At 55.7% G+C, this 18,043-nt stretch carries 14 protein-coding genes; 8 read left to right on the forward strand and 6 right to left on the reverse strand.

The window, feature by feature from the left end; all coding sequences use genetic code 11:
* Positions 1-4: 4 nt before the first annotated feature.
* Both I9187_RS08130 and I9187_RS08135 read left to right on the forward strand, forming a co-directional pair.
* Entirely contained in the window at positions 5-1,765 is a 1,761-nt protein-coding gene (locus I9187_RS08130; protein WP_209940137.1) for a type I secretion system permease/ATPase, read from the forward strand.
* Positions 1,762-3,132, forward strand: coding sequence for an HlyD family type I secretion periplasmic adaptor subunit (locus tag I9187_RS08135; protein ID WP_171176895.1), 1,371 nt, complete (start codon positions 1,762-1,764; stop codon positions 3,130-3,132). Before I9187_RS08130 ends, I9187_RS08135 begins: the two co-directional genes overlap by 4 nt.
* Before the next feature lie 92 nt (positions 3,133-3,224).
* On the opposite strand, the gene I9187_RS08140 is transcribed toward I9187_RS08135, so the two are convergent.
* Positions 3,225-3,857 (reverse strand): TetR/AcrR family transcriptional regulator, encoded by a 633-nt coding sequence (locus I9187_RS08140; protein WP_171176892.1) that lies wholly within the window; start codon positions 3,855-3,857, stop codon positions 3,225-3,227.
* Between the two features lie 147 nt (positions 3,858-4,004).
* Here I9187_RS08140 and I9187_RS08145 point away from each other — a divergent pair, with 147 nt between their 5' ends.
* The 5 genes from I9187_RS08145 to mtnA all read left to right on the forward strand — a co-directional run bounded on the left by I9187_RS08145 (position 4,005) and on the right by mtnA (position 9,001).
* Positions 4,005-4,934 (forward strand): AEC family transporter, encoded by a 930-nt coding sequence (locus tag I9187_RS08145; RefSeq protein ID WP_171176890.1) that lies wholly within the window; start codon positions 4,005-4,007, stop codon positions 4,932-4,934.
* Positions 4,935-5,037: 103 nt separating this feature from the next.
* On the forward strand, positions 5,038-5,871 hold the full coding sequence (fghA, locus tag I9187_RS08150; RefSeq protein WP_171176888.1) for an S-formylglutathione hydrolase: 834 nt from the start codon (positions 5,038-5,040) through the stop codon (positions 5,869-5,871).
* Positions 5,872-5,874: 3 nt separating this feature from the next.
* Positions 5,875-7,332, forward strand: a complete 1,458-nt coding sequence (sthA, locus tag I9187_RS08155) for a Si-specific NAD(P)(+) transhydrogenase (RefSeq protein ID WP_171176886.1) — start codon at positions 5,875-5,877, stop codon at positions 7,330-7,332.
* Positions 7,329-7,784, forward strand: a complete 456-nt coding sequence (locus tag I9187_RS08160; protein ID WP_171176884.1) for a YaiI/YqxD family protein — start codon at positions 7,329-7,331, stop codon at positions 7,782-7,784. Before sthA ends, I9187_RS08160 begins: the two co-directional genes overlap by 4 nt.
* Before the next feature lie 122 nt (positions 7,785-7,906).
* On the forward strand, positions 7,907-9,001 hold the full coding sequence (gene mtnA / locus I9187_RS08165; protein WP_171238315.1) for an S-methyl-5-thioribose-1-phosphate isomerase: 1,095 nt from the start codon (positions 7,907-7,909) through the stop codon (positions 8,999-9,001).
* Between the two features lie 78 nt (positions 9,002-9,079).
* Here mtnA and I9187_RS08170 read toward each other — a convergent pair whose 3' ends face one another.
* On the reverse strand, positions 9,080-10,315 hold the full coding sequence (locus tag I9187_RS08170) for an MFS transporter (RefSeq protein WP_171176880.1): 1,236 nt from the start codon (positions 10,313-10,315) through the stop codon (positions 9,080-9,082).
* A gap of 149 nt (positions 10,316-10,464) precedes the next feature.
* Here I9187_RS08170 and zapE point away from each other — a divergent pair, with 149 nt between their 5' ends.
* Complete coding sequence (zapE, locus tag I9187_RS08175) at positions 10,465-11,523, forward strand: cell division protein ZapE (protein WP_171621021.1); 1,059 nt, start codon at positions 10,465-10,467, stop codon at positions 11,521-11,523.
* 59 nt (positions 11,524-11,582) lie between these two features.
* Here the strand turns inward: zapE and I9187_RS08180 are convergent, their stop codons facing one another.
* The 4 genes from I9187_RS08180 to I9187_RS08195 are packed head-to-tail and all read right to left on the reverse strand — an operon-like array spanning position 11,583 to position 17,828.
* Complete coding sequence (locus tag I9187_RS08180; RefSeq protein ID WP_171176875.1) at positions 11,583-12,857, reverse strand: folylpolyglutamate synthase/dihydrofolate synthase family protein; 1,275 nt, start codon at positions 12,855-12,857, stop codon at positions 11,583-11,585.
* Complete coding sequence (gene accD, locus I9187_RS08185) at positions 12,854-13,783, reverse strand: acetyl-CoA carboxylase, carboxyltransferase subunit beta (RefSeq protein WP_171235192.1); 930 nt, start codon at positions 13,781-13,783, stop codon at positions 12,854-12,856. Before accD ends, I9187_RS08180 begins: the two co-directional genes overlap by 4 nt.
* A gap of 60 nt (positions 13,784-13,843) precedes the next feature.
* On the reverse strand, positions 13,844-14,728 hold the full coding sequence (locus tag I9187_RS08190) for a CPBP family intramembrane glutamic endopeptidase (RefSeq protein ID WP_171176871.1): 885 nt from the start codon (positions 14,726-14,728) through the stop codon (positions 13,844-13,846).
* Positions 14,721-17,828 carry an ABC transporter transmembrane domain-containing protein gene (locus tag I9187_RS08195; protein ID WP_171176869.1) on the reverse strand — a complete coding sequence of 1,036 codons (3,108 nt, stop codon included), beginning with the start codon at positions 17,826-17,828 and terminating at the stop codon, positions 14,721-14,723. The genes I9187_RS08190 and I9187_RS08195 overlap by 8 nt, the downstream gene beginning before the upstream one ends.
* Positions 17,829-18,043: the final 215 nt, after the last annotated feature.

An 18,043-nucleotide genomic window follows, 5' to 3' on the forward strand; every position in this document is an offset into this window, starting at 1 on the left:
CACGATGTTGCAGAAAACCAATCCCGTCAAAGCCGCTTGGGGGTCGCTGCGCAAAGGATTTGTTGCGGTCGCCTTCTTTAGCCTGTTTCTGAACCTGCTGATGCTGGCCGGACCAATCTATATGCTCCAAGTCTATGACCGCGTGCTGACCAGCCAGAATGCTGACACGTTGATCGCCCTGTCGTTGCTGTTGGCGGGCGTCTTCGCGGTGATCGCCTGCCTTGATCTGATCCGGATGCGTATTCTGGGCAGGCTTGCGGCCCGGTTCGAAATGAATGTTGGCGCCCCCGTTCTTGGGGCCGCCATGAAACGCCGGGTACAGGGTGAAGCCGCTGCGGGCGACAATCTCGTTGAAGACGTGAACGGGTTTCGCGAGTTCATCTCGGGTACAAGCCTGACCGCCTTTTTGGATGCCCCTTGGATACCGATTTACCTGTTGGTTTTGTATGTTCTGCATCCCCTTCTCGGGCTGCTCGGATTGGCCGGAGCCCTGACGCTGACCGCGATGGCCCTGATTAACAATGCCCGTGCACATCAACCGATGCAGCAGGCCGCAGAGGCCCGTGGGCGCTCGGACGCGTTGTTTCGAACCGGGGACAACAATGCCGAACTGGTCCATGCTCTGGGCATGAAGTCCGATCTGGTTCGGCGCTGGACGGCCCTTCAGGTTGATGCGCATCGCCAGAAGGCCCGTGTTGCTGACCGGATTGCTAGTTTTTCGGTCATGTCCAAGACACTGCGCATGGGGCTGCAATCTGCGGCGCTTGGCCTTGGCGCGGCACTGGCCATCACGGGTGAAACCACGGCTGGTGTCATGATTGCGGCCACGATCGTACTGGCCCGTGCACTGGCCCCAATCGATCAGTTGATTGGGCAATGGCGCACTTTTCTGGCGGCACGCGGCTCATATACAAAGATTACCAAACTGACCGAAGAATTCGCAGAAAAACCCGCCAATCTGCACCTGCCCCGTGCGTTCAAATCTTTGGATGTGAAAATCGCACAGGCGGCCCCGCCACGTGCAGTTAATGCCACACTTCGCGGCATTGATTTCAACCTGTCAGCGGGTGATGTGTTGGCGATTATCGGCCCCAGTGGATCCGGCAAAACAACGCTGGGTAAGATGTTGGCCGGGATTTGGCACCCGCAGCGCGGTGAGGTTTTGCTTGACAGCAGCCCAATGTCGAAATGGAACCAAGAAGATCTGGGCAAGCAGATCGGATATCTGCCGCAGGACGTAGAACTGTTTGACGGCACCATCCGCGAAAACATCGGTCGCTTTGCAATGTTCATCGACGACGCCGAGGTGCTGCGCGCTGCTCGCGAGGCCGGATTGCATGAGCTGATCAGCGGCTTGCCTGATGGGTATGAAACGCGCATTGGCAAAGGGTTTTTCTTGTCTGGCGGACAGCGACAGCGTCTTGCTCTGGCCCGGGCGCTTTATGGTGACCCGTTTGTGTTGGTGCTGGATGAGCCGAACTCGGATCTGGATGCCGATGGCGAAAAAGCGTTGCGCGACGCCATTCTTGCAGCTCAGGCCAGGGGCTCAATCAGTATCGTGATGACCCACCGCCCGGCCACCTTGCAGGCGGCCAACAAGGTCATGGTTCTTCGCAACGGATCCCAAACCCAATTCGGCGACAAGGGCGACGTATTGAAGGTCAAAACTCAAAATGTACTTAAATCGTCCGCGCAACGCGCTGCATCTGGCAAGCCCGCCCTTCGCCTTTCAGAAAACACCCGCATTAAAGGAGCCGCCCAATGACCCGGATCGTTCCCTATACTTCGAACAACACCGCGCCCGATCTTCATGATGCGCAAGTTGTTGACATGTCTGAAGCTACAACCGGTATTCGACTATATGTTCTGGTTGGTCTCTTCACTCTGATGGCCTTTGTCGGCGGAAGCATCTACTGGGCGTTCGCATCCAAACTTGACGGTGCTGTTGTGGCCCCTGCATCCTTCGTCGTTGAAGGAGACCGCAAAACCGTCGAGCATCTGGATGGTGGGATCATACGGTCCATTCTGGTCACCGATGGCGCGTTTGTTGAACAGGGACAACCGCTGATCCGCTTGGACAGCACCGAAATCGACGTTGATCTGAACGTCCTGGGCAGCCAAATCGGCGAACTTTCTGTACGCCGCGCCAGGCTGATCGCGCAGATGAAAGGGCAGACACGGTTTGACGAATCCCAAGCGTTTCAGCGCTTTGAACAAGGTATGAGCCGCGTGCAATGGGCCTCTGCTTTTCTGACGCAAAAACAACTGTTTGATGCCGAATACCGCGCCCGCGCGACCGGGGTGGAAATCAACGCACAACGTATTTCGGCGCTTCGCGATCAAATCGATGGCCTCAACGAGCAACGGATCAGCACGCAGAACCAGATGGCCATCACGCAGACAGAGCTGGAAGGCTTGCGGACCCTTTTGGACAAGGGCTTGGTTGCGGTCACACGGGTCAGTGCGCGGCAGATCGAGGTTGAACGGCTTTTGGGCGCCGATGCTTCGCTTCGGACACAGATTGCCCAGGCGGAAAACCAGGTCAGCGAGTTGAAATTGACAATGATCAGTCGGCAAAAGCTGAGGGATGAAGTCCTTGCAGGTGAGTTGGCCGTTGTCGATGCACAGCTTGACCTCTTGCGTCCGCAATTTGCCGGTGTTGTGGAGCGCCGCAAGCGGATCGAGATCCTAGCACCAACCAGCGGTCGGGTTGTAAACCTTGCTGCGTCAACCACGGGCGGGGTGATAAGGCCCGGTGAACACATCATGGAAATCGTGCCCGCCGATCAAGAGTTGATTGTCGAAGCACGTGTGAAACCAGGCGATATCGACAAGCTGAAGGTCGGACAAGCCACGCGTATTCGTATGTCTGCCTTCGCCCAGGCCGACGTTCCCGAAGCGCAGGGCGCCATTTTTGATATCTCGGCCGACGCGTTGGAAGATGAACGGACCGGCGAAGCCTACTACAAAGCGCGGGTCAAACTGGACGATCAGCAATCTGACGAGGTTGCGGCACTGGACCTGGTGCCCGGAATGCCTGCAGACCTTTTTGTAACCACTGGTGAGCGCGCAGTAATTGCCTTTTTGGCGCAGCCCATAAGTGATCGCTTGGCGCGAACATTTATCGAGTAAAGGATTTCAAAAGGCTTTTGGAATTAAGCTTATCTGTATCGAGTGTTTTGGTGAGTGAACGATGGTCGACGTCCTGTTCAGGGCGTTGGCCATCACTTTTTCGACGGTCCGCACCCGTAGTTAGCCATAAACATGTCCACAGCCTGCGTCGCAATTTCATCGATTTCGTCTTGGCGAAAGCAGTTTTGAATACCAAATGCAGCGCGCGACCAGATGCGCACCTTGCACAATTCCGAGAATTGTTCCGCTGCAATCTGCACATCCTCGATACACAGCTCTCCCTTGGACACCGCTTTTTCGAGGTACGCTGCCATTTGTCTTTGACCGTTCTGCGGTCCGGCCTCGTAAAAGGCACGGCCCAGTTCGGGGAACCGATCCCGCTCGGCAACACAAATCCGAAACACTTGCTGTGCGAATTCGGATACAAGAAAGGCCGTAAGCTGCGTGGCGGCGATCTGTAGGACTTCACGCGCAGGTTTGGTCTCATCAATCATTGAAAGAATGCGCTCAGACATCAGGCGACATTCGTTTTGCGCCACTTCCATGAACAAAAGGCGCTTGTCCGGAAAATAGCTGTACAGAGTTGCTTTCGACACACCGGCAGCGCGGGCAATGTCGTCTACACTTGCGCCTTCAAACCCGTCCGCCATGAAAACCTCTCGGGCCCCGCGCAAAACCTGATCAAACTTACGGCCTGTGCGCAGGATGGTGGCGGTCTGGGTCATGTCATCTCCGGGATTGAACGTTGTACCAGTTTATAAACCGCTCGGTTCAGATACAACGATTTTCGGACTCCGTCTTAGTCGAACCTTCCGCGCGCTCTACGAGGCCACCGACTTGCAGCGAAGACAAACCATGTTAGGAGTCGATCCATGGTCGATGTCTTTCTGCGCACCCTACCCTTTTTTGCGATAATCGGCCTGGGATACTGGGCGGGGCGCACGCGGTTTTTCACCGCCGAGGCCACCGCCTATCTGACCAAATTCGTCTTCTTCTTTGCTCTGTCAGCTATGCTGTTTCGCTTTGCGGCCACTTTGCCTTTTGCCGAAATCTTCAATGCGCGCCTCGTCGTTGGGTATTTGATCGTCACAATAGCAGTTTATGCTCTGGCGACCTGTGTCGCATGGATGCGCGGGCTGGATGTTCCAACGGCAGCCGTCGAGGCACAATGCGCAGCTATCGGCAATGTTGGCTTTTTGGGGCTGCCCATGCTGGCGCTTTTGTTCAGCGAGGCTGCGATCGGACCGGTAATGGTGGTCCTGACAGTGGACCTGGTTGTTTTTTCGTCCCTCATCGTGATCCTGATTAACGGAGGCCGCGATGGCAAGTTGACCCCCGCAACCTTAAAACTGATTGGGCTTGGGTTACTCAAAAACCCGATGATTGTGTCCATCTCGGCGGGATTGCTCTGGTCATCGATGGAAATCCCGGTCCCTGTACCTTTGTATGATTTTCTAACCATTCTTGGCGGTGCTGCTACCCCGGGTGCGTTGTTTGCCATCGGAGCGTCACTAGCCGACAAATCTGCTGAACGTGTCGAAATCGCCGTTTGGTTGAGCTTTTGTAAACTGGTGATTCACCCAGCCTGTGTTGCGGTTGCACTGATCTGGCTGGTGCCGATTGATACCTTTTCGGCCACGGTTGCAATCGCGGCCGCCGCTTTGCCGGTAGCAGGTAATGTTTACATGTTGGCGGCACATTACGGGGTAGCCCCACACAGGGCTTCGGCCGCCATTCTTCTTTCGACGGTTGCCAGCATCCTGACCGTGCCGCTGGTCATCACCTGGCTGAGCGGTCTTTGACCTTCAGCATTTCGAAAAATACTCTTGCCGAAGGTGGTCGGACTTTACGCGGCGTCTTTGGATCGTTAGCCATGTCGCGACTCGAATGTAAGGACTATGCCTGATGGAAACCCTCTCGGAAAACGCCTGTTTTGGCGGAGTGCAGGGCGTATACCGCCATGCCTCTTCGGCTTGCCAATGCGACATGACCTTTGGCCTTTTTCTTCCCGCCGAGGCAAAGGACGGACCGGTTCCGATCTTGTGGTACCTTTCCGGGCTGACCTGCACGCATGAAAACGCGATGACCAAAGCCGGTGCGCAGGCTTGGGCGGCAGAACAAGGGATCGCCGTTGTATTCCCCGATACCTCGCCGCGTGGCGAGGGGGTCGCTGATCATGAAGACTATGATCTGGGACAGGGCGCAGGGTTTTATGTAAACGCGACGCAAGATCCCTGGGCCCCACATTTCCAGATGTGGGATTACATCGCCGAAGAACTGCCCGCCTTGCTGGTTGAGAACTTTGCAATCGACAGCGAACGCCAGGCCATCACCGGGCATTCCATGGGCGGTCACGGAGCCCTGACTTTGGCGATGAATCTGCCCGGACGGTTCCGCTCGGTTTCCGCCTTTGCACCGATTTCGAACCCTACGGGTGCAGATTGGGGCCGCAAACAGTTAAGCGCCTATCTGGGCAGTGATGAAACCCTGTGGGCCAAGCATGATGCATCTTTACTGATGAAGGAAAAAGGGTTCGACGGCCCGATCCTGATCGATACCGGTGCCAATGACCAGTTCATGGATCTGCTGCGCCCCGAAGCGCTGGCCCAAGCCATCGCCGAGCGCCGTCAGCAGGCAACCTATCGCTTCCAGCCCGGTTATGACCATTCGTACTTCTTCGTTTCCACATTTATGGAAGACCACATCACATTCCATGCGGAAGCGCTGTACGGAGACTGAGGCATGAGCGAATATGACTATGACCTGATTATCATCGGGTCCGGCCCTTCGGGGCGGTCAGCAGCCATTCAAGCCGGTAAACTGAAGCGTCGCGTTCTTGTGATCGACCGCAAGGATCGCTTCGGCGGTGTTTCGGTTCATACCGGCACCATCCCGTCCAAGACCCTGCGTGAAACGGTTCTGAACCTCTCGGGCTGGCGTGAACGCAGCTTTTACGGCCGTTCCTATCGGGTCAAAGACCAGATTCGCGCCGAAGATCTTAAGGCCCGCCTGCATATGACGCTCGATCATGAGGTCGATGTGTTGGAACACCAGTTCAACCGCAACCATGTCGATACGCTGGATGGCCTGGCCAAGTTCGTTGGACCTCATGAGGTCGAAGTTGCGACCGACGCTGGCGAGACTACGCGGGTGACGGCTGCCAAGTTCCTGGTCGCAACTGGCACCAAAACCTATCGCCCGGAATATGTGCCTTTCAACGGCAAGACCGTGGTCGATGGTGACGAATTTCTGGAAATGGCGGAAATTCCACGATCCTTGGTCGTCATTGGTGCGGGCGTCATTGGGGTCGAATACGCCACGATGTTTTCGGCCCTGGACGTAAGGGTGACATTGATCGAACCGCGCGACACGTTTCTGGATTTCATCGACAGCCGTTTGATCCATGATTTCACGCATCAGATCCGAGAAAATGGTGTTGACCTGCGATTGGGTTCGGCTGTTGAAAAGATCGAAGATGCCGGTGAACATGTGGAAGTGACATTGGATAACGGCCGCCATGTTCGGGCAGAAATGCTTTTGTTTGCTGCCGGACGCATGGGCGCGACATCAAAACTCAATCTCGATGCCGTTGGGCTGGAAACAGATCACCGCAACCGGATCAAGGTGGATCGTAAGACATACCAGACAGCAGTGCCGCATATCTATGCGACCGGCGACGTGATCGGGCACCCATCTCTGGCCTCGACGTCTCTGCAACAAGGGCGCGTGGCCGCCTGTCACGCACTTGAAACACCCACACTGCCGGAAAGCCCGTGGTATCCCTACGGCATCTACTCGGTTCCCGAGATTTCAACCTGCGGCATGTCCGAAGAAGAACTGCAGGAACGCGGTATACCCTATGAGGTCGGCGTCGCCCGGTTCCGCGAAACATCGCGCGGGCATATCATGGGGTTGGAGCACGGGATGCTGAAAATGCTGTTCTCGCTCAAAACCCGCCGGGTCTTGGGTGTGCAGATTGTTGGCGAAGGCGCGACCGAACTGATTCACATTGCTCAGGCCGTGTTGAACCTTAAGGGTACCGTGGATTATTTCGTTCAGAACACGTTCAACTATCCAACCCTGGCCGAAGCATACAAGATTGCAGGTCTGGATGCGTTCAATCGGATGCCTATTCCTGAAGAATTCAAAGTGCGTAAAAAACCAGCTGAACCCGCCAAGAAAGAGGCTAAGAAGGCGTGACCACGCTTTATGTTGACGGCGACGCCTGCCCTGTGAAGGCCGAAGCTGAACGGGTGGCAACACGGCACAAAGTGCCCGTGGCGCTGGTGTCCAATGGGGGGCTTCGCCCATCGGCCAATCCGCTGGTGCAGGTTGTCATCGTCTCAGAAGGCGCTGATGAGGCCGACAAGTGGATCGCCGAGCGGTGCGGTAAAGGGGATGTGGTTGTTACGTCCGACATCCCTCTGGCTGCCAAATGCGTTGAAGCAGGCGCACGGGTCTTGCGCCCCAACGGCGAGACTTTCACCGCAGCCAATATTGGTCAACAACTCGCGATGCGCGACTTGATGGCTGACCTGCGCGCCGCCAACCCACTTGGAGCGAGTGGTGGTGGACGACCCTTCAGCAAAGCAGATCGGTCGCGGTTTCTGGATGCATTGGAACGGGAAATACGCGCCGCTACGCGTGGCTGACTATAACGGAAGCCGATCCAAAATACTGATACGAAATCAGAAACGACCGTTTACAAGGCCCGCGTAAGAACGCACGCTGTGTTTGAATTCTGATCAGACCATTCGAACACGGAGACTGCATTATGCAAGTACAGGGCACTCACTACAGATCGATTTGGTGGGACAAGTCACAGGGCGAGGTTCGGATTATCGATCAACGCTGGTTGCCGCATGATTTCCGGGTCGTAACCTTGAAAACGTTGGATGAGTTTGCAGCTGCAATTCGGGATATGTGGGTCAGGGGCGCACCTTTGATTGGCGCGACAGCCGCTTTTGGCATAGCTGAACAGATGTCCCGTGATAGCTCCGAAGCGTCGTTTGATGCGGCGTATGATGTTTTGCACGCAACGCGGCCCACCGCAATCAACCTGCGTTGGGCTTTGGACAGATGCCGAGAGGCCCTGATGCCGCTGGCTGTGTCCGATCGTGCCGAACGCGCATGGGTCTTGGCGCAGGAAATCGCTGACGAAGACGTCGAAATCAACGCCGCAATTGGTCGCCACGGGCTGGAGTTGATCAAAGAGATTGCCGCGCGCAAACCCGCGGGGGAACCAGTGCGGCTGTTGACCCATTGCAACGCAGGATGGTTGGCGACAGTCGATTGGGGCACAGCCACAAGCCCCATGTATCATGCGCATAACGAGGGCATCCCCCTGCATGTTTGGGTGGATGAAACCCGGCCCCGCAATCAAGGTGCGCTGACCTCATGGGAACTGGGCGAGCACGGCATCCCCCATCGCTACATCGTGGACAATGCCGGGGGGCACCTGATGCAGCATGGGTTGGTTGACATGGTTATCACTGGCACCGACCGCACCACGGCACAGGGTGACGTCTGCAATAAGATAGGCACCTACCTCAAGGCGTTGGCAGCGCATGACAACAATATTCCATTTTATGTTGCCCTGCCTTCTCCGACAATAGATTGGACCGTGCGCGATGGCGTAGCTGAAATTCCAATCGAAGAACGCGATACACGCGAAGTGACTCATGTCCTCGGTGTTGATGAGCACTCCGCGATTTCGGATGTGCGCGTGACCCCAGTTGGAACGGAGGGGGGCAATCCGGCCTTTGACGTCACCCCAAACCGGCTTGTCACCGGGCTGATTACCGAACGTGGTGTTTGCGAAGCCTCAGCCGCTGGATTGGCTGGCTTATTCCCAGACAGGGCTGGTTAGCACATAGGTCTGGCATCGCGTTGAAAAATTGGGTCGCACCAGGTGCTTGCCGTTTTTGGTTTGTTGATTAGGAAGATTTTAGGCCGGAAGGGCAGAACGATTTTCGCGGATGGGCAGATGCACGATTGCGCTGAATGCTCCGATCGCGACGCCGATCCACCAAACCATGCTGTAATCGCCGAATTGATCATACAAGCGACCACCCAACCACACACCCAGAAAGCTGCCAAGCTGGTGGCTGAAGAAGATGATGCCATAAAGCGTTCCCATGTACCGCAAGCCGTAAAGATGCGCCACAAGACCCGACGTGAGTGGCACAGTGGCCAACCAAAGCGATCCCATCACCAGCGAGAATACGATGACTGATAGAGGAGTGATCGGGAACAGGATAAACAAAGCCGCTGCCAATGTGCGCCCCGTGTAGACCCCAGCCAAAAGGTATTTCTTGGGGAAGTGGTTCCCTGCCCATCCCGCCAGCAACGTACCACCGATATTGGCCAGACCGATCAGCGAAATCGACACGGCCCCAAGCGCTGACGTCGAGGTGATACCGACGGAATGCAAAACACCACCGGGCTGAATCGGGCCACACATTTCGGTCACAAATGCCGGGAAATGGGCGGTGATGAATCCCAACTGATACCCGCAGCTAAAGAACCCCATAAAAATCAAAGCATAAGAAGGATCGCGGAACGCCTTGCCCAAAATCTCGCTCATGCTTTCTTGCAGTTCCGTCTTGCTGGCACTTTGCGGCGCGCGCATGAATGGCAGAGCAAGCACAAGCGCCAGGATCGCGACCGCAAACACGATAAAAACCTGCTGCCAAGGCAGGAAGGTCAGCAGCCACTCGGCGGTGGGGGCACCCAGCACCTGCCCGAAACTTCCTGCGGCTGTGACGATAGCAAGCGACATCGAGCGGTTTTCGTCTGAAGACGCGCGACCGACCACAGCAAGAACCACACCAAACCCAGTACCTGCGATGCCGAAGCCTACCAACCACGCATACATCTGATGCTCAAATGGAGTGACGGACCATGCAGAAAGCACCATACCGGCAGCATAGGTCAAAGCACCCAGAATGATCGCCTTGCGGTCGCCAATCTTCTCGGCAATTGCACCAAAGATGGGCTGTCCGATGCCCCACGCCAGGTTTTGAATTGCAATCGCCATTGAAAAGTCAGTGCGCAGCCAACCGAACTCATCCGCGATTGGAATCTGGAACACGCCGAACGATGCACGCACGGCAAAACTGACCGTGATGATAATACATCCGACGATCAGGATCGGATTCAGCAAGCGGGCGGATTGTGGCATTGATATCTCGGGCGTTTCGTCCAAAGGACCGTATCGCTTTTGCGGGCGACGTCAATTCAGCAGATTTGCAGTCACGGATAAGCAAATTTGATGTGCCAAAAAAAATGGTTTCTTTTCAACGGGCGGTCGGGCGGGTAAGGCTCGGAATTATGACGGATCTAATATCGCTATACGAGGCCCGCGTCGCGGATGGAACCCTGACCCGCGACGACGCACAAGAGGCCGTTCTTCCGCAATTCGAACGTATCCGTGCCGCGCTGTCAGAGCCAGTTAAACGCGGTTTTTTCCGCAAAGTGCCTCCACCCCCAAAAGGATTGTATCTTTGGGGAGGAGTCGGGCGAGGAAAATCGATGCTGATGGATATGTTTGTCGAAACGCTCGGCGACATACCGGCGCGACGTGTCCATTTTCACGCTTTCATGCAGGAAATCCACGCTGGGATGCATAAAGCTCGGAAAGAGAACGTCGAAGATGCACTGGCTCCTGTGGCGAAGGATGTGGTCAAATCCGTCCGGCTGCTGGCATTTGATGAGATGCAGATCACGGACATCACCGATGCGATGATTGTTGGACGTCTGTTCGATCTGTTGAATGAGGGTGGCGTGGTGGTTGTGACGACCTCGAACCGGCATCCAGATGATCTGTACAAGGATGGGCTGAACAGGCAGCTGTTTCTGCCGTTCATTGCGCATATCAAGGAACAGCTACGGGTTTGGGAACTGGTTTCGCCCACCGACTACCGCCAAAACCGGCTGGAAGGTGCGCCGGTCTATTTTTCGCCAATCGGCCCAGAAGCCCGGCAGAACATACGAGAGGTTTGGAAGGATCTTGCAGGCGGCCCCGCCGAACCGCTTGTTTTGCAAGTCAATAGCCGCGCGGTTGAGCTGCCTGCCTTTCGCAACGGGGTCGCGCGGGCATCATTCTACGACCTGTGTGGACGGATGTTGGGGCCTGCTGATTACCTGGCAATTGCCGATGCTGTGAAGGTGCTGGTGCTGGAAGACATCCCACGCTTGTCGCGCAACAACTTTAACGAAGCCAAGCGGTTCGTAACCCTTATCGATTCCCTATATGAGGCCAGGGTCCGCTTGATCTGTTCCGCCGCAGCTGAGCCCGAAATGCTTTATGTGGAAGGCGAAGGGACCTTTGAGTTTGAACGCACAGCCTCACGCCTAAGGGAGATGCAGGACAAAGACTGGGGTGCCTAGGGGGCGCTGCGCGCGCCTCCCCAAAGTATTTCGAGCCAGGTGAAGGGCGCGGGGCGTGCCTAGCCGTTTTCGCGCAGGATATTGCCCGCAAGGTAAAGCGAGCCGCAGATCAACACACGGGCTTGGGGGTCGTCGGCTGTGATCGCCGCCAACGCTTCCGATACATTGTTTGCCGTAGACGCAGGCAAGTCGACTTTGGTCGCTGCAGCTGCAGTTTCTTCTGCACTGAGTGTCGCGGCTTCACCCGGAATTGAAACGGCGGTTAGGCTTGTGGCCTGCCCGGCCAAAGGTGAGAGATACCCGGTTACATCTTTTGTGTTGAGCATACCGCAGATCATGTGCGTCGGTTTCTGCGGTAGTTTGGCCAGTACATCAGCCAGAGCAATTCCTGCTGCCGCGTTGTGACCGCCATCCAGCCAAAGCTCGGCCTGTGGTGCCTGTTCGATCAACGGGCCGGTTTTCAGGCGCTGCATACGGGCGGGCCATTCGGCTTTGGTCACGGCAGCCTCATAGGCGTCATCGCCCATGTCCAGATGGCGCAAAACGGCCACGGCCGCACCCGCGTTCTGAATTTGGTGCGCACCCAGCAGGTTGGGCAGTGGAAGATCCCGCAAACCGGTTTCGTCCTGATAGATCAAGCGTCCGTTTTCTTCATGCACATTCCAGTGTTGCCCATGAACCAACAACGGAGCACCCAGTCGAGCGGCTGTATATTCTATGACCTCAAGGGCTTCGTCCTGTTGGGGCCCAACGATGCAGGGCACGCCGGGTTTGATGATCCCGGCCTTTTCAGCTGCGATCTCGCCCAATGTGTTGCCCAAAAACTGCTCATGATCGATCGATACCGGCGTAATCACTGTTACTACAGGATTATCGATTACGTTAGTGGCGTCCAGTCGTCCGCCCAGACCAACCTCAAGAAGAGTATAGTCTGCTTTTGTACGGGCAAAGGCCAACAGAGCCGCGCAGGTGGTGATTTCGAAATAGGTGATGTCTTCACCTTTGTTGGCGGCATAGCACTCGTCCAAAACCGCCGTCAGATCGGATTCCGAGATCAATTCTCCAGCCAGCCGGATGCGTTCGTGAAACCGCGCCAAATGGGGCGAGGTATAGGCATGTGCCGAGTGCCCTGCCCCCTCAAGCCCCGCGCGGATCATGGCTTGGGTCGAGCCTTTGCCATTGGTTCCGGCAATATGGACAACCGGGGGCAGCTTGAGCTGTGGATGATCCAGCGCAGCCAGCAAACGCCAAACGCGGTCCAAGGTCAGATCAATGATCTTGGGATGTAGCGCCATCATCCGATCAAGAATTGCGTCAGATGTTTGTGCGGTCATTTCTGGCTGGTCTCTTCGGCCGGTGCCTCAGCTGCTTCTTCCGGTTCTGGTGCGGGCAGTTCGCCAACAATTGCCGGAGGCTGGTTCGTAAGCATCCGGGTAATGGTAATCAGCTCATCACGCATTTCGGTACGCTTGGTGACTCGGTCCAGCATACCGTGATCCAGCAGATATTCGGCGCGCTGGAACCCTTCAGGCAGCTTTTCCCGAATCGTTTGTTCAATCACACGGGGGCCGGCAAAGCAGATCAACGCGTTGGGTTCCGAGATATGCACATCGCCCAGCATCGCGTAAGAAGCAGTTACACCCCCAGTAGTGGGATGGGTCAGAACGACGATATAGGGCAGGTTCGCTTCTTTCAGCATCTCAACCGCAACAGTGGTACGCGGCATTTGCATCAGGCTTAGGATACCTTCCTGCATCCGGGCTCCACCGGCGGCCGAAAACAGGATCAGCGGGCGTTTGAGCTTTACCGCCTCTTGGGCGGCAGCGATGATCGCGTTGCCCACATACATGCCCATCGAGCCGCCCATGAAAGAGAAATCCTGCGCGGCAGCAACAATCGGAGTGCGTCCAATTTCGCCCACGGCCACCAGCATAGCCTCTTTTTCACCGGTCTTTTTCTGCGCCGCTTTCATGCGGTCCGGGTATTTTTTCTGATCACGGAATTGTAGTGGGTCGTCCTTGGGGGCCGGGACCTCAACTTCTGTGAAAACGCCGCCGTCGAACAGGTGCTTGAACCGGTCACGCGGGGTAATTGCCATGTGGTGGCCGCACTGGGTGCAGACATTCTGGTTCTCGGCCAGTTCGCGGTGGAACAGCATCGTTCCGCACTCGTCGCACTTATGCCAGAGGTTTTCGGGAACCTCGCGGCGCGAAAAGATCGAGTTGATCCGGGGGCGGACGTAGTTTGTGATCCAGTTCATGTGGGAACCTTGGCTTTTGCGGTGTTGTCGTCAAATAAGGCGCAACGGAAGGAAATGCAATCAACGCCTGAGCGCAAGCCGCGCGGCCAACCAGCAAACGAACATAACCGCCAAGTCCACCAACAGCCAAGGGCGCAGCTGTTCCGGGTCAGACGTGTCAAAGGGCAGCACAAAAAGTGCCAACCCGCTGAGACTGTCGGGCAATGAAATGAACAGCAAAGCGATGAAATTGTTGAAAAAATGAAGGGCGATGGCAGGTCCCAAAGTGCCTGCTCTGGCCGTCAGATCGGACGCCAGCAGCCCAAAAACAAAGGCCCAAAGCGCGATCAAGAGCGCATTGCCCCCCGCCGCGTCTGGTGAATAATGGCCTGCTGCAAACAAAATGGATGGCAGGCCCATCCAAATGATCGGTGAACTGAACCGCGCTGCAAGAGTTTGCTGGATATACCCGCGAAACAGGATTTCTTCGGCACTGATTTGAATCAGGACGGCGCAGGCCGCAATCGGAAGCAACAGTGCCCATGTTGTCAGCGGCAGCTTTTGCGTCAGCTCTCCACCCATCCCGTAAGGCGGCAGCAGAAACCCGATCACGCCGAGGATAATCAAGGCTTTTAGAACTTTGAAAAACTGCGCTATGGCAATGCTGCGGTCTCCAATTATGGACCAAAGTGTTCTTTGTTGAATCTTACGGGCGGCGATGGCCACAGCTAAGGTTATGAACCCGAAACTCATCAGCAGCAGAATTAATGCAAGCGGCGAGCTCCCCACCAAAAGTTCCTGTGCCCATTCGTCTGGGCCCATCTCTACGAGCACGGCAAAGAACACCATGTTCAGGAGGCTGACCAATATACCGATCAACAATAGGCCCAGAAGCAGACGCCAAACCTCGGGCCGCTTGCGCGCGGTTTCCGTCAGATAGGCGTGTGGGGTGTATGCCTCAGGCATGGTTGTTTGAACTCTCTGGCTCTGTGTCTTGGGACACCGAGGGCAACACGTCCTCGGCGTTTTGGGCAGCCGAGATCCTCGTGGAAAGCGTTGTCAGATAACCGGCAACGGTTCTGAGCAACTGCGTAGCAACGGTTGCATCGCTTTCAACCACGGCACGCAGCTCCTCGGCCCCGATGCGCAGGAACAGACAGTCTTCTGTGGCGACCAGATCCAATTGGCGGTCTTCACCTGTAATGATCGACAAATCTCCGATGAGGCGCCCTGGCTCGATGATCGAAATCGGACGCTTAGTTCCATCATCGTTGAACCAATCCAACCGAGCCTGGCCCGAAATGCACAGATATGCGGCATCCGGGGCCTGCCCGCGCGAAAATATGACTTGTCCAGCTTTGACCTCGTACCATTGGGCTGAAAATGCAAGGAGCCGCTGGTTGCGCCCATCCAGACTTGAAAACAACTCCGTGGCCGAAAGGATTTCAAGCTTCCGGCTCAGATCATCCGAGGTGCTGCCCGTATGTTCAGATTTGCTTCGGGAAACGCCGTCAATTCGGCCCTCCTTGATTTCAATAAACAAATCATAGGCTTCGGGATGAGCAAAGTGATCTTCCATGAATATCATAATCGAGTCGGGCAAAAGCTCGCGCAGTTTCAAACGTGTGCGCAACCGGCTTTCTGAATCGTGACTGGCCAATGCCTTGTCCAGAATCAGGACATCTGGGCGTTTGATCCCAGCGCGCGAAAACGCGGCGCGTTCCTGAAAAACGGTTGGCAGATTGTTACCGCCCAGACCGGATGGCAGATCATAGATGATCGCAGCGGCTCTGCGACGAAGCCCCGCTTCGTTAAGGGCTTCGGCGACCACATCCTCGATTTCGTCCGCATGTGCACCCGCCATCAGAGAAACCCGACCATAGATCGCGTTCTCCATCACGGTCAGTCGGGGCACGTAGAGATCGGGCGTGACTGGCATGAACAATCCGTCCATTGCACCCCGTAACCGCTCGGCGTGGCTTTTTCGGATCGTCAGGATTTTGTCCTTATATTCCTCGGGGAAGTCCGGTCCGATCTGCTCGGCGGTCAAAAGGAAAGGCACCGTCAACAGCAAAGCACGGTCTTCCGGGCTGAGTGCCATATCACCTTTGGCTTTGCGCTGATCCTCGATGTCGAGCAACCTGTGGAACATGTCTTTCGACATTCCGAGCCGAAGGAACAAGGGGTGGTCCGCGCCGTCCCGCCCGAAGGTTTTACTGAGTGTGTCCAGAACCGCATTGGAAATGCTCAGGGCTTCTTCTGCCAGATCATGCACAGTGAGCATTTTCAGGAAACGGGCATCCTCGACCAGATAGTCGGGTGAGATTTCCCGCGACGGTGCCGCGAACAGCAGGTTGCCGCCCAAAGGAACCGCCGGATTAAACCGATCCGGATCAAAGCGATAGACATAGCGGTCCAGACCTTTGTCTTTCAGACGCTCGGCAATTGTTTCCCGCAGATTGACCACTTCGCGGGCCAAAACGGGATGAATTCCGGGGTCAAACTGCGTGCGCAGCGTGCGACGGAACATGAACTCGTCAATCCCCATGGCTTCGACCAATTGGAACCACCAATCGCGGATATCTTCGATATCGTCCAAACCCGCCAAACCAGGGTCGATCCATTCATCGTTCAAAGAGTCGACCGGATTACCGGACCGGGCAGCTTCAATCTGCTTGCGAGTCGGAGCTTTCTGCGCTTCGGCATCGTGCTGGGGATGCGTGCGTAACGGCATCATCAGGTTATCACCCAGAGTTCCATCAAACAGATAGGGGCGCGAATACGCATAGCCGATCCGGGCCGCAATCACAGCCTGGTGTAGGTCGTTCAGGTTGTGGCCGGAAACGATCACTTCCCCCTGAACAGGCAAGATTTCTCGGGTTAAAAGCTGACCTAGCGCACTGCGTTCTGAGGCGTGAGTTGACTGGATGGCAACGCGGGCGCCGTGGGGTATGGTTAGATCCAGATCTTCCAAAATGGTTTTGCCGTCGCTGTCGCGGACTGTCACATTGCGCAGCTCTATCGCGCCGTCCAGGCGCGGGATTGACTCGGGTTCTCCGGAAAACAGCTCTTTGGGGATCATGTGGTCAGGGGCGAACCGTTCGGTCACAATTTCCCACCGCAAAGACATGTCCTGAACCTGGTTGTAATAGGTCAGCAAGTCCTTCCAGGGGCCGCTCAGATCCTTGTAAGCCCCCAAAGCAGCGACCAGAGCGCCCACCGTCACCTCACCCGTAATCGCCAGATAACCACCCACGGAATAAAACAGAAAGGGCGTCATCTGAGTGATCAGATTGTTGAGGAACTTCATGAAGAATTTCTTGTTGTAGATCTTAAAGCGGATCTCGAACAATTTTCCTAATCTGTCGCTGAACTGGGCCAGACGATAGCGCCAGCCGCCATTGGTGCGCAGGTCACTGATCCCCGCAGCGCTTTCACCGATTTCCGAGCTTAGGCGCCGGACTTCCTGAATACGGTCTTTGTTCAGCAGGTTGATCTGTCGCTGCAATTTGGGGATCAGCCATGCCTGCAAGGGGATCAAAGCAATGCTGGCCAGTCCGAACCACACGCTTTGCATGAACAGGAATGTGACGATCGTCATCATCTGACCGAACTGGAACACGGGCTGAGCGATCGCGTCACCCATAAGGCCACCCATCGGTTCTGCTTCGGATGTAATCATCGAAACCAGCTCGCCCTGACTGGTGGTGGCAAAATAAGACTTTGGAAAGCGCATCGAACGTTCAATCAGCGTGAACCGCAACCGACGCAGCATGCGTTCTGCCAGGACACCCTTCATCGTGTTGATGCGCATTTTCATCAGGCCGCTGGCAATAACAGTCCCAAGAAACGCAACACACAATATCAACAGGTAATGAACTTGCGTTACGGTGATGCCCCAGATGGTGACCGTATCAGCCGGAGCGCCGATGGCATCGTTGATAATCTGCTTGGGCAGTTCCAACGAGGCGTAAAGGAAGGGAAATGACAGCACTGTCAGCAACAGCAAGACCAACTGCTGCTTCTTCGAGTACTTCCAAATGAAAGAAAATAATGTGGGCTCCATTTCACGGCCTTATAGATAGCTAAACGGATGTGTGGCTAAAACTGGGTGACCCATGTTGCAGGGCCTGACGGTACGCCGTGACTATGCCCATTGCAAGGCAAGACGGGCGCGCGCCATTCGTTGGCGCCTAACCCAAATTTGCGCCTGACCCAACTGAAAAACACGGCATGAAGATCGCGATTTCGTTATTGCGGTTTGTTGCTTGCACCATCTTG

The sequence above is a fragment of the Ruegeria sp. HKCCE4148 genome, assembly GCF_017872495.1.
Classification (GTDB): Bacteria; Pseudomonadota; Alphaproteobacteria; order Rhodobacterales; family Rhodobacteraceae; genus Ruegeria.